Annotated in this window: 9 protein-coding genes and 1 pseudogene; 2 read left to right on the top strand and 8 right to left on the bottom strand. The window is 68.5% G+C overall.

What is annotated here, in order from left to right; all coding sequences use genetic code 11:
* The first annotated feature begins 78 nt into the window (after positions 1 to 78).
* Positions 79 to 945, top strand: coding sequence for an IS5 family transposase (locus ACTWQR_RS51580; protein WP_443234289.1), 867 nt, complete (start codon positions 79 to 81; stop codon positions 943 to 945).
* A 61-nt stretch (positions 946 to 1,006) separates the two neighbouring features.
* On the opposite strand, the pseudogene ACTWQR_RS51575 reads toward ACTWQR_RS51580, so the two are convergent.
* From ACTWQR_RS51575 to ACTWQR_RS51540, 8 genes and pseudogenes are all read right to left on the bottom strand, one after another.
* Positions 1,007 to 1,848 (bottom strand): annotated as a pseudogene (locus tag ACTWQR_RS51575) (IS5 family transposase).
* 238 nt (positions 1,849 to 2,086) lie between these two features.
* Complete coding sequence (locus ACTWQR_RS51570; protein WP_443234288.1) at positions 2,087 to 2,941, bottom strand: shikimate dehydrogenase; 855 nt, start codon at positions 2,939 to 2,941, stop codon at positions 2,087 to 2,089.
* A gap of 34 nt (positions 2,942 to 2,975) precedes the next feature.
* Positions 2,976 to 3,722, bottom strand: a complete 747-nt coding sequence (locus ACTWQR_RS51565) for an ABC transporter ATP-binding protein (protein WP_443234287.1) — start codon at positions 3,720 to 3,722, stop codon at positions 2,976 to 2,978.
* A 2-nt stretch (positions 3,723 to 3,724) separates the two neighbouring features.
* On the bottom strand, positions 3,725 to 5,602 hold the full coding sequence (locus ACTWQR_RS51560) for a branched-chain amino acid ABC transporter ATP-binding protein/permease (RefSeq protein ID WP_443234286.1): 1,878 nt from the start codon (positions 5,600 to 5,602) through the stop codon (positions 3,725 to 3,727).
* On the bottom strand, positions 5,599 to 6,468 hold the full coding sequence (locus ACTWQR_RS51555; RefSeq protein WP_443234285.1) for a branched-chain amino acid ABC transporter permease: 870 nt from the start codon (positions 6,466 to 6,468) through the stop codon (positions 5,599 to 5,601). The genes ACTWQR_RS51560 and ACTWQR_RS51555 overlap by 4 nt, the downstream gene beginning before the upstream one ends.
* Before the next feature lie 17 nt (positions 6,469 to 6,485).
* Positions 6,486 to 7,658 (bottom strand): ABC transporter substrate-binding protein, encoded by a 1,173-nt coding sequence (locus ACTWQR_RS51550; protein ID WP_443234284.1) that lies wholly within the window; start codon positions 7,656 to 7,658, stop codon positions 6,486 to 6,488.
* A 44-nt stretch (positions 7,659 to 7,702) separates the two neighbouring features.
* A complete protein-coding gene (locus ACTWQR_RS51545; RefSeq protein ID WP_443234283.1) occupies positions 7,703 to 9,457 on the bottom strand; it encodes a thiamine pyrophosphate-binding protein in 1,755 nt (584 codons plus the stop codon).
* Positions 9,454 to 10,989 carry an aldehyde dehydrogenase family protein gene (locus ACTWQR_RS51540; RefSeq protein ID WP_443234282.1) on the bottom strand — a complete coding sequence of 512 codons (1,536 nt, stop codon included), beginning with the start codon at positions 10,987 to 10,989 and terminating at the stop codon, positions 9,454 to 9,456. Before ACTWQR_RS51540 ends, ACTWQR_RS51545 begins: the two co-directional genes overlap by 4 nt.
* Positions 10,990 to 11,118: 129 nt before the next feature.
* On the opposite strand from ACTWQR_RS51540, the gene ACTWQR_RS51535 reads away from it, so the two are divergent.
* A complete protein-coding gene (locus tag ACTWQR_RS51535; RefSeq protein ID WP_443234281.1) occupies positions 11,119 to 11,901 on the top strand; it encodes an IclR family transcriptional regulator in 783 nt (260 codons plus the stop codon).
* Positions 11,902 to 11,943 lie beyond the last annotated feature (42 nt).

Here is an 11,943-nt window from a genome sequence, read left to right as displayed (position 1 = left end):
AGACGTCGGTGGTGGGTGCTTCTACTGGTCGCCCTGCACGCCTGGGCGCACGCCCCTGAACAGCGGTACGTCCAGGTCATGACCGAGCGTCGTGCGTATCCGAGTGATCTGTCCGATGCCCGCTGGGCGTTGATCGAGCCGGTGCTGTCGGCATGGCGGGCCGAGCGGCGCCTGTATGCGCTGAACATCGGACGCCCGCCTGAGCACGATCTGCGCGAGATCATGAACGCGATCCTGTACGTGGACCGCACCGGCGTGCAGTGGCGCTATCTGCCGCATGACTTCCCGAACTGGAACACGGTCTACGGCTACTTCGCCAAGTGGCAGGCGGACGGCGTCTTCGTCCAGCTCAACGGCCTGTTAAGGGAATTGGTGCGTCAGTGGGAGGGTCGGAACGCCGAGCCGTCCGCCTGCGTGATCGACGCGCAGAGCGTGAAGACCGCCACCAGCATCCCCGCCACGAGCCAGGGCACGGACGCAGGCAAGAAGATCGTCGGGCGCAAGCGCAGCATCGTGACCGACACGATCGGCCTCCTCCTCGCGGTGCTGGTCACCGCGGCCAGCGTCCAGGACTCCGTGGCCGGCACCCAACTGCTCGACAAGGTCGCCACCACCCACACCTCGATCCGCAAGGTCTGGGTCGACGGCGGCTACCGCAAGCACCTCGTCGAGCACGCCGCCACCCTCGGAATCGACATGGAAATCGTCCAACGTGCCCCCGGGACCAGGGGATTTACCCCGATCCCGAAGCGGTGGGCCGTCGAACGAACCTACGGCTGGCTCATGCTCCGCCGCCTGGCACGCGACTACGAGACCCTCCCCACTCGCTCCGAAGCCGTGATCCACCTCGCCATGACCGACCTCATGGCCCGCCGCCTTACCGGCGAGGCCACCATCTCCTGGCGTGACCCGACATCACCGGACCAGCTCCGCTTCTCCGGATGAAACAACGGGAGAAAACGACCTCTTAGAGGGCATTTGATCTAGACGTATTGCCCTGTATGCCCTAGTAGGTTCCTCGCCAGGTTGGCGTGGTCTCGTCCGTTATGCGTTTGGCGAGATTGTCGATCGAAGCGATGTGGATCATGGCTTCGGAGCTGGCGGTAAGGGTCTCGTAGTCGCGGGCGAGACGGCGGTGCATCATGATCCAACCGATACTTCGCTCTACTACCCAGCGTTTCTTCACGACGTGAAATCCGCGCTTGTCCGGGTTTCTGTTGACTACTTCGACGTCGATTCCGAGGCGGGCACCGTGTTCGATGACGGCATTTTTGAAGCCGGTGTCGACCCAACTCTTGGAGATGGTTGGGTACTTCTCCTTCGCCTGGTCGAGGAGGCGTATTCCCAGGGCGTTTTCCGAGAGGCTGGCGGCGGTGACGGTCACGGCGAGGATGAGTCCGATCGTGTCGGTGAGGATGCCGCGTTTTCCTGCCGACGATCTTCTTGGCGGCGTCGGTTCCCTGGCTGGTCAGGGGTACGTTGGTGGAGGTCTTCACGCTCTGGGTGTCGATCACGGAGGCGGTCGGTTCGGGCTTGCGGCCGTCCTTGACGCGGGCCAGGCCGGTCAGGTCGTAGTTGAGCTGGGCGAGGATTCCCTCGTCGCGCCAGGCGGCGTAGTAGAAGTAGACGGTGCCGTGGCCCGGGAAGTCGTGCGGGAGGTACTTCCAGGGGATTCCGGTGCGGTTGATGTAGAGGAGTGCGTCGAATACGTCGCGCAGTTCGACTTTGGCCGGCTGTCCCCGTCGGTCGGCGTTCGAGGCGGGCCTTTCTCCAGGCCGTCAACGTCGGCTCAGTCAGGGCCCATCGGGCGTCGGACAGGTCGCTGGGGTACGGCTTGCGCTCGCTCACGGCGCAGCGTGATCATGAGTACGACGGAGGGGTGGGTTCCGCTAGAACTCGGGCGATTCTGTGGCGCTTTCAAATCAGACGGGTTTTCGGTTATGAAGCCGCGGTTCCAGCGGACTGGCCTCAGGCGGTCACCATCAGAGATGCGCTCGCATGGGCGGGTACGGGCTGGCGTGCGGTTACCGAGGCTGACGAGGGTGTGCGCGTACGACAGTGATGGCCGACTGTGGACTTCGGTGGCTCAGGCGAGCTCGTCGGCATCGGCGAGCATCCGTGCGCTGTCCGGTTCCCGGCCGGTGAACAGCCGAAAGGCGTCGGCGGCCTGGAAGACGACCATGCCGAGACCGTCGAGGACGGTGCAGCCGCGGGCGCGTGCGGTGCGCAGTAGTTCTGTTTCCAGTGGCCGATAGACCACATCGGCGATCCACAGACGGGGATGCAGGAGTTCGGCCGGAAGGGGCAGTCCGGGGTGCGCGGCCATTCCGGTGGGGGTGGCGTGCAGGAGGCCGTCAGCACGGTCCAGCAACTCGGGGAGCCGGCCCTGGGTTTCCGCGGAAGCACGCCCTGAGCCGTAGTGCCGGTTCAGGGAGGCCGCGAGGCCGGCCGCGCGGTGGGGCAGCAGGTCGAGGACCGTGAGGTGTCCGGCGCCGCGAGCGAGCACCGCGTGGGCGACGGCCGCCCCGGCTCCTCCGGCGCCGAGCAGCACCACCCACTCCAGGCGGGCCTCGGGCAGAGAGCGGGCGAACGAAGCCCCGAAACCGGTGACATCCGTGTTGTGGCCGGTCGCCCGCCCCTCTGCGAAGACCACGGTGTTGACCGCATCGACTGCTTCGGCCTGCGCGGAGAGGGCATCGAGGTGATCGATGACGAGCTGCTTGCAGGGGTGGGTGATGTTGAGGCCGGTGAAGCCCGTGTCCTGGGCGGCGTCCAGCAGTTCACCCACTTTCGCGGGGGCGGTACCGAGGGTGTCCAGGTCGATCAGACGGTAGAGGTAGCGCAGGCCCTGCCGGTCCGCCTCGCGTTCGTGGAGCGCGGGACTTAGTGAGGGGCCTATGCCGGAGCCGATCAGGCCGACGAGATACGAGTCCTGGTCCATCGCTGCGCTCCCTTCCATGAACCGCACGAACGCTTCACAGCCCGAGATAGATCTGGCGCACCCGGGCATCCCGGCTGAGCTCCTCGGAGGTGCCGGTCATGGCGACGCTGCCGTTCTCCATGACCAGGCAGTGACTGGTCGCGCCGAAGGTGAGTTTGGCGTTCTGCTCCACGAGGAGCAGGCTCAGCCCTTCCTCGCGCAGCCGTTTCAGCGCGCTCAGGATCTCGCCGACGAGCTTGGGGGAGAGTCCCATGGACGGTTCGTCGAGCAGCAGGATGCGCGGCCTGGCCATCAGGGCGCGGCCGATGGAGAGCATCTGTTGCTGCCCGCCGGAGAGCGCCCCGGCCAGGCGCTCACCCATCTCGCCCAGAACCGGGAAGAGTTCGTGCACCTCCGCGAGCGTGGCCCGGGTCTCGGCGTCCCAGCGGCGGGCGTACGCGCCGAGCAGGAGGTTCTTCTCCACGGTCAGGCCGGGGAACACATGCCGGCCCTCGGGTACGTAACCGATGCCGTGCCGCACCATGTCGCGGGCCCGCACGCGAGTCAGGCCGCGTTCGCCGAGCGTGATGCGTCCGCCGCCGCGCGGTACGAGGCCCATCAGGGCCTTGAGCGTGGAGGTCTTGCCCGCGCCGTTGGCGCCGATGATGCCCACCGACGCCCCGGGTTCCACGCTGAAGCTGATCGAGCTGACCGCGCGGACCCCGCCGTAGTGCACGGACAGGTCCTCGACGGTGAGTGTGGCGGCGGCTTCGGTACGAGGCGCACGGTGAGCGGGGAGCATCCTCAACGGGTTGCCTCCTTCGAAGCGGGTGCCTCGGCCGAAGCAGGGGCTTTGGACGGAGTCGCAGGGGACTCCGGCGCGGCCGGCTCCGGTCGCGGAACGTCGGCCATCGCGGAATCCCCGAGATATGCCTCGATCACCTTGGGGGCGGCGACCACTTCGGCTGGCGCGCCCTCGGCGATGACCCCGCCGCTGGAGAGCACCGTGACGCGCTCGCACAGGGACATGACCAGGCCCATGTTGTGCTCGATGAGGACGACCGTGGTGCCGCTGTCGCGGATGGAGCGCACGATGCGAGTGAGTTGCTGCACTTCTTCGCCGTTCAGCCCGGCGGCCGGTTCGTCGAGCAGCAGAAGTCGTGGCCGGGCGGCCATGGCGCGGGCGATCTCGATGCGCCGCTGGATGCCGTAGGGGAGGGAGCCGGGCGCGGCCTCGGCGAAGTCGGTGAGGCCGAAGCGCTCCAGAAGGTTCTGTGCCTGGCGGCGAAGCTGCTGCTCGCGGCGTAGGACACCGGGCTGCCACACCGCGTACTGCCAGATGGTGTACGTCCGGCTACGGTCGAGTGCGACGAGGATGTTCTCGCGGACGGTCAACTGCCCGAAGAGGCGCAGGTTCTGGAAGGTACGGGCCACGCCGAGGAGGGAGAGCGCGTAGGGGCGGGCGGATGTGGTGTCGCGGCCAGCGAACCTCACCTGTCCCGAACTGGCCCGGTAGAAGCCGCTGATGACGTTGAACAGGGTGGTCTTGCCGGAGCCGTTGGGCCCTACGATGCCGCGAATTTCGCCGGGCTCGACAGTGAGGGAGACATCGTCCAGGGCGCGCAGCCCGCGGAAATCCTTGGTGACGGACCGGATTTCAAGGAGAGGCGCGTCCGCGGCATCGGGCGTCTCGACCGCTTCGTACGGTTGGAAGGGGCGCAGTCGCGCACGGTCCTCGTCTTTCCCCCGTCGCCGTCGGTTCACGAATCCCCTTACGCGGGAGGGGATTCCGGCGAGTCCGGTCGGCGCGAAGACGACCATGAGGACGACCACCACGCCGTATCCGAGCTGTGCGTACGTCGAGAAGTCGGAGAGCCACTCGCGGATCAGGGTCAGCCCGACCGCACCGACCACACAGCCGACGAGGGAACGCCGGCCGCCGATGATGACCATGGCGAGCAGGATGAACATGTTGCCGATGGAGAACGTCTCCGGGGCGACATAGCGGATGAGGCCTGCGTACAGGACCCCGGCCAGGCCCCCGTACAGGCTGGCGAGCAGGAACGCGGTCATTCGCAGCAGAGGGATCTCCGCGCCCATCGCGCCGGCGGCCAGGGAGTCGTCACGCATCGCGCGCAGGCGTCGCCCCAGGGACGTGCGGACGACGAAGAGCCCGAAGCCGAGACCGAGTGCGCAGACCACCAACTCCAGGTAGTAGTAGAGGTATTCGCTGGAGAGGTCGATGCCGGGCAGGGTGGGCAGCGGGATTCCGGAGATGCCGTCGGCGCCGCCGGTGACCGAGGCGTTGGTGATCCAGTTGATGAAGCCGAGTGCCAGGCCGAGTGTGACGATCCCCAGGTAATGGGACTGCATGCGCAGTGCTGGTATGCCGACGAACAGGCCTGTTGCCACGGTCGCGAGCAGGGCGAGGACCGCCGCCGCCCAGAACCCGTATCCGGAGTCGGTGGTGAGGATGGCGAGGGTGTACGCGCCGACGCCGAAGAACGCGACCTGGGCGAGGTTGATCTGCCCGGAGATGCCCATGGCCAAGCCCATGCCGATGGCCAACAGGGCATAGATGAGTGCGATGTTGACGACATGGATGGAGTAACTGCCCAGGCCGTACGGCAGCAGCCAGGCGGCCACCGCCAGGGCAGTGAACCCTCCGACACGGAACTTCACGCGCGGCTCACCGTCCTCTCCCCGAAGACACCCATCGGGCGGATCATGATGGCGACGGTGAAGACCAGGAAGGTCACGAGCACCGAGTAGCCCTGGAAGTGGCCGGCCGCGTACGAGTCGAGGACGCCGATCGCGAGTCCGCCGACGACAGCGCCCGGTATGGATCCGAAGCCGCCGAGCATCGCCGCGGCGAAGCCCTTGATGCCGAGCGCGCCGCCGAGCGAGGCGTCGACGTACAGCATGGGACCGACGAGACCGCCGGCCAGGGCAGCGAGGCCCGCCCCGATCGAGAAGGCCAGGGCGTTGCTGCGGCCGACGTTGATGCCGACGGCGGTGGCTGCCTCGTGATCCATGGCCACGGCTTGCATGGCCGCACCGCGTTTGGTGCGCGCGAGGAACCAGGCGAGACCGATCACGGCGAGTGCCGCGACGGCCATCACCAGCAGGTCGTACGTGCGCACGCGCACCCCGAACAGGTCGAGCGGGGCGGACCGGACGGGTGAGCGGACGGCCCGTCCGGTGGTGCCCCAGATCAGAATGGCGACGGCCTGGAGGACGATGCCGAAGCCGATCGTGCCGATCAGCATCAGGTCGAAGTCCTTGTTCTCCAGCGGCCGCAGGATCCGCTCGATGACCAGGCCGATCGCGGCGGTGACCGCGATGGCCACGACCATGGCGACGGCGAAGGGCAGCTTGGATGTCAGGTAGAAGGTGGAGGCCGCATACGCGCCGATCATCGCGATGTCGGCGTGGGCGAAGTTGACCAGCCCCATGGTCCGGTAGACCAGGGAGAACCCCATGGCGACCAGGGCGTAGACCGCCCCGAGGCTCAGGCCTCCGACGAGTGTCTGCAGTGTCTCTTGCACGTCAGTGCTCCCGGTGCCTACTGCTGCGGGACGAGCTTGCCGTCGCGGATGACGCCGATGGTGGTCTTGGTGATGCCGACCCCGGTCTCGTCGTACTGGAAGTCACCGAGCAGGCCCTTGTACCGGGTGTCGCGGATCGCGTCGGCGAGTTCCTCGCCGGTCGCGCCCTTGCTGGTCTTCAGTGCGGTCAGCAGGATGTTCGCGCCGTCGTAGGCCTTGGCCCCGTGCAGTTCCGCCTCCTTGCCGTACGCGGCCTCGTAGGCGGCGGCGAACTTCTTCGTGGCGTCGTTGACGTCATTGCTCAGGTAGGGCGAGCTGACGATGGTGCCCTCGGCGGCGGCCTTGCCGGCGGTGTCGATGAAGACGGGGGTGCCCTGCGGTGCGGCGCCGGCGAAGGGGGCGGTGATGCCCAGGTCCCGGGCCTGCTTGACGATCAGTCCCGCTTCGACCTCCTCCGAGCCGATGAAGATCACCTCGGGCTTCGTGGACCGGATCTTCGTCAGCGCGGCGCTGAAGTCCTTCTGGTCGGTGGTGACCACCTGGTCGGTGGTCGGGTTCACGCCGAGTCCCTTCACGGCCTTGAGGAAGGCGTCGTGTTCGCCTTTTCCGAATGAGCCGTTGTTCGTGATCACGGCGATCTTCTTGTAGCCCTTGTCGCTCACGAGGTGCTGGGCGAGCGTCGAGTCATAGGTGGTGCTGGTGGGTCCGTTGAGGAAGAGGTAGGGGCTCTTCAGCTCGACGAGGCCGTCGGACTGGCCGGAGGTGATGTTGGGGATTTTCGCCTGCTGGAGCACCGGCCCCATGGCGATGGTCACGGCACTCTCCGCCGTGCCGATCATCGCGACGTATTTGTCACTGACCAGCCTGCGGGCGATGTTGGTGCCGGTGGTCGGGTCGCCCTGGTCGTCGAAGAGCTTCAACTGGATCTTGCGGCCGTCGATGCCGCCCTTCTTGTTCCACTCGTCGACGGCCAGCTTGGCGCCCTTGTACTCCCAGTCGCCCAGTGAACTGAGCTGCCCGCTCTGCGCGTTGACGACGGCTACTTTGATGGGTCCGGATGACGCCTTGGCGTCGGCGTCTGCGGATTCGCCGGGCGCGCTGCACGCGGTGAGGGCGGCGGCCAGCGCGGCGGCCGTGCAGAGGGCGGCGCGGGCGGTGGTGCGTGGTCGTGGGGTGCTGTTGCGGGTCATGAGGTCACCTCGTTGTGAGCGGAGGACAGGGAGTCGTAGGGCGGTCAGCCGGCGAAGGACCCGCGGTAGATGTCCTTGATGTTCCAATGGCCCGGTGTCGGCACGGGTTCGTTGACCATCGGCACGTCGATGACGGCAGGCCTGCGCCGGGCGACCGCGTCGGCGAGTGCCTTGGACAGGTCGGCGGGGGAGGCGACGGTGTAGCCGTCGGCGCCGCAGGACTGTCCGAGGGCCGCGAAGTCCGGGCTGTAGGGCCGTCCTTCGGCGTCCGTGAACTCGCAGCCGTAGGACCGGCCGAACGACGAGGCCTGGAGGTCGGCGATGGTGCCGTGGGCCCGGTTGTTCATCACCACGAAGATGACGGGCAGGCCCTGTTCGACGGCCATCGGTACGGCGGGCAGTTGCGCGCTCATGCCGCCGTCGCCGACCAGGGCGACCACCACGCGGTCCGGCTGGGCCATCTGCACGCCGACCGCGGCGGCCGGGCCGAAGCCCATGGTCGAGGCTCCGCCGGGGGTGATGAACCGCCCGCCTTCGGGGAGTTCGTAGCACTGGGCGACGCCGTTCTTGTTCCAGCCGACGTCGGTGACGAGCACCGCGTCGTTGGGCAGGGCCTCGCGGAGGTCGGCGAGGATGCGCTGCGGGCGCAGTGGGAAGTTGTCGCTGCGGCCGTCCTCGCGGGCGGTGTCGAAGACGGCCCGGCGGGCGGTGGCGATGGTCTCGCGCAGCCCGCCACGGGTCAGCGGCTCCGGTCGGGCGGACCGTACGGCCGCAACGATGGCCCGTACCGCGTCGCCGACATCCGCGACCGCACCGATCGCGACGGGGTAGTTGCGGCCGATCTCGGCGGGGTCGATGTCGATCTGGATGAGCTTGCTGGGCGGGCTGCTCTTGTCACCGAAGGTCCAGGTGTAGGCCGGATCCCACGAGCTGGCGTCGGTCTCCGCGAACCGGGTGGCCAGTGCGAGGACCACATCGGCGCCCTTGGTGTACTCGTGGGTGGTCTCCAGTCCCCAGAAGCCGGGCATGCCGAGCAGCAGGGGGTGGCGGTCGGGCAGGACACCCTTGCCCATCAGGGAGTGCGCGAGCGGGATGTCGAGGTGTTCGGCGAGAGCCGACAGCGCCTGCTGGGCGCCAGGGTCACGCAGTCCGCCCCCGAAGTAGATCAGCGGTCGTTCGGCGCACAGCAGCGTCTCGGCGATCCGCTCGGCGGTGGCCCGGTCGAGACCGGGGAGCGTGGCGCTGCCGGGAAGCGGATACTCACCGGCGTACTCCTCGACCTGACGGCTGAACACGTCCATCGGTACGTTGACGAGCACGGCTCCCGGCCGCCCGGAGGTCGCCGTCCAGAACGCCCGCTCGGTCGTACGGGCCAGATCCTGGACGCGGTGCACGTTCCAGGCGCGCTTGGTGAACGGCCGGTAGATCGCGGTCTGGTCGGCGTCCGCGTGAAGATTGACCTCCTGGTGCGGGTGGCGGCCGGAGTAGTAGGAGGGGACGTCGCCGGAGATGACGATCAGCGGAATCGAGTCGAGGGCGGCGGTGGCCACTCCGGTGACCGCGTTCATCATGCCGGGACCGACGTGGGTGAGCAGGACACCGGGTTTGCCGGAGGCGCGGGTGTAGCCGTCGCCGGCGTGCGCGGCGGCCTGCTCGTGGCGGGCGATCACGAACTCGATCGAGCTGGGGCCGAGCGCGTCCAGCAGAGCGATGTTGGTGTGGCCACAGGTGCCGAAGACGTACTCGACTCCGTACGACTCCAGCTGGTCGACCAGGGCTTCGGCGGCGGTCACGCTCATGCGTCGGTCTCCCCGTCGATGGAGGTCGTGTCGGTGGTGGTCGCGTCGATGGCGGTTGTGTCGCCCCAGACGGACAGTCCGCGGAGCAGCAGGGTCTTGACGACCGTGTAGTCGTCGATCATCGAGCGGGGTGTCTCGCGTCCGAACCCGGAGTCCTTGACGCCGCCGAAGGGGACGTGGTCGAGGCGGTAGTTGGAGCTGCCGCCGGCGATCAGCGCGCCGGTCTCCAGCTCGCGCCAGGCGGTGATGATGCGCCCCATGTCGCGGGTGAACAGCCCCGCTTGCAAGCCGTAGCGGCTGGTGTTGCAGGACTCGATGACCGCGCCGAAGTCGTCGTACGGGAGCACTGCGACCAGTGCTCCGAAGACCTCGTGGACCACGACCGAGGAGTCCGGCGCCGGGTCTGCCACGATGGTGGGCGTGGCGGTGGCGCCGTCGCGGGTGCCGCCGCGCAGCACGCGGGCGCCGGAGCCGGCGGCCTCGGCCGACCAGCGCACCACGCGTTCGGCGGCCTCCTCGTCGACCATCGAGCCGACATCGGTGGCCGGGTCGAGCGGGTCGCCGACCTTCAGGGTGTCGACGGAGGCGGTGAAGGCGTCGAGGAAGGCGTCGTAGCGGGAGCGGTGGACGTAGACGCGCTGGACGGAGATGCAGCTCTGGCCGGAGTTGCTGTAACCGGTGCGGGCGCACTCCTTCGCGGCCTGTGCGATGTCGGCGTCCTCGCAGACGATCGTGGCGGCGTTCCCGCCCAGTTCGAGGACCAGGCGCTTGGCCCCGGCCGCGCGGGCGACGGCCCGGCCGGTCGCCGCACTGCCGGTGAAGCTGATGACAGCCACATCGTCGGCCGCGCAGAGCAGTGCTCCCACCTCGCCGCCGCCGTGCAGCAACTGCACGGCCTGCGGCGGCATTCCGGACTCCAGGAGCAGCGCCACGATCGCGGCGGTGGCGGCCGGGGCCTGGGGTGGGGCCTTGACGAGTGTGGTGTTGCCCGCGGCGAAGGAGGCGCCGAGCTTGTGGGCAAGGAGGTTCGCGGGGGCGTTGAAGGGGGTGATGGCGAGGGCCACCCCGGCCGGGGCGCGATAGGTGAAGGCCGTGTTGCCGATGCCGCGCTGCCAGCCCGCGACGGGCAGTGTCTCGCCGCCGATGTGACGCGCCTCCGACGCGCACACCGCGAAGGTGTCCGCCACCCGGTCGATCTCACCGAGCCCGTCCTTGAGCGGTTTGCCCAACTCCAGGGCGAGGAGGCGGGCCAGACCCTCGCGGTGGGCCGAGGCGGCGCGGGATGCTCGCTCCAGGACGTCTGCGCGCAGAGCGGGTGCGAGCCCGGCCACCGTTCGGGCTGAGGAGGGGGCGTAGGCGACAGCGCGGGAGATCTCCTCCCCGGTCGCCGTGGTCGTCCTACTGACAACGCGGCGCAGGTACGGGCCCGTTCGGGCCAGCGCCGGACCGTTGCCACCCCACTGGCCGGCGACATACGGGGGCGCTTCGGCCACCGCCGTGTCCGCGCCGGCCTTGAGAAGGGAATCGAGCATGAGATCTCCCAGGAAACCGCTAAGTGGTACTGGTGGACTGCTCTGTGGGTCGGCGTGTAACGTACGGGCGCCAACTCGCGGTGGCAAGAGGGCCGTTCGAGGAAGTTTCGAAGCGGAGGGAGAAGGCGCGTGAGCGAGACCGACCATGAGCGTGCGGCCGAGGCGACCGGGGTGCGCAGTGTGCGCAGGGCTCTGGACATCCTGGGACTGCTGACCGAGGATCAGCCGACGGTCACGCTGAGGGAGATCGTCGACGCCACCGGCCTGGCCAAGACCACTGTGGTCCGCCTGGTGCAGACACTCGAGCAGTGCGGTCTGCTCTGGGACACCCCGGCCGGCTACACCGCGGGTCCCGGCCTGTGGCGCTGGGCGCACCTGGCCCACACCAGCTGGGAACTGCCCCGTGAGACCCGCAAGTTGATGCGCGAGCTGGCCGAGGAGCAGCAGGAGACGGTCAATCTCTTTATGTTGCGAGGCCTGTCCCGCGTCTGCGTGGCCCAGCAGGAGAGCCCGCAGCCATTGCGCCATGTGGTGCGGGTCGGCGACGAACTCCCGCTGTGGGCGGGCGCCTCGTCCAAGATCCTGCTTCGGACGGCACCCGACGCCCTGCTGCACCGGATCGCCGCGGGTTCCCCGCACGGCGAGGGACATGCCAGGCAGCTGCGGGTGTGGGCGGACCTGGCGGCGGAGCGCGGCTTCGCGGTCAGCCGGGGCGAGCGTGACGAAGGGCTGACGGCCGTGGCTGTACCCGTCGTCGGCCGCAGCGGAGCCGTCGTCGCCTCGCTCTCGCTCAGCGGACCCAGCCACCGCTTTCCCGAGTCCGTCATCGAGCGGTTCGCCACCGCACTCACCGAGGTCGCCCGGCAGATGTCGGAGCAGGGCTTCGACCACCCGCTCAGCCCGACGAAATGAGCCCACGACAGCAGCCACAGAACCCAGAGCAGTCACAGAAGC

The sequence above is a fragment of the Streptomyces sp. 2A115 genome, assembly GCF_052245575.1.
Lineage (GTDB): Bacteria > Actinomycetota > Actinomycetes > Streptomycetales > Streptomycetaceae > Streptomyces.
Note: the sequence above shows the minus strand (reverse complement) of the source record. Positions and strands in the feature narration are given on the sequence as shown.

Coding starts and splice junctions, on each gene's coding strand:
- ACTWQR_RS51540 (WP_443234282.1), bottom strand. CDS start 10,989: ATGCTCGATTCCCTTCTCAAGGCCGGCGCGGACACGGCGGTGGCCGAA.
- ACTWQR_RS51580 (WP_443234289.1), top strand. CDS start 79: ATGACCGAGCGTCGTGCGTATCCGAGTGATCTGTCCGATGCCCGCTGG.
- ACTWQR_RS51545 (WP_443234283.1), bottom strand. CDS start 9,457: ATGAGCGTGACCGCCGCCGAAGCCCTGGTCGACCAGCTGGAGTCGTAC.
- ACTWQR_RS51565 (WP_443234287.1), bottom strand. CDS start 3,722: ATGCTCCCCGCTCACCGTGCGCCTCGTACCGAAGCCGCCGCCACACTC.
- ACTWQR_RS51570 (WP_443234288.1), bottom strand. CDS start 2,941: ATGGACCAGGACTCGTATCTCGTCGGCCTGATCGGCTCCGGCATAGGC.
- ACTWQR_RS51550 (WP_443234284.1), bottom strand. CDS start 7,658: ATGACCCGCAACAGCACCCCACGACCACGCACCACCGCCCGCGCCGCC.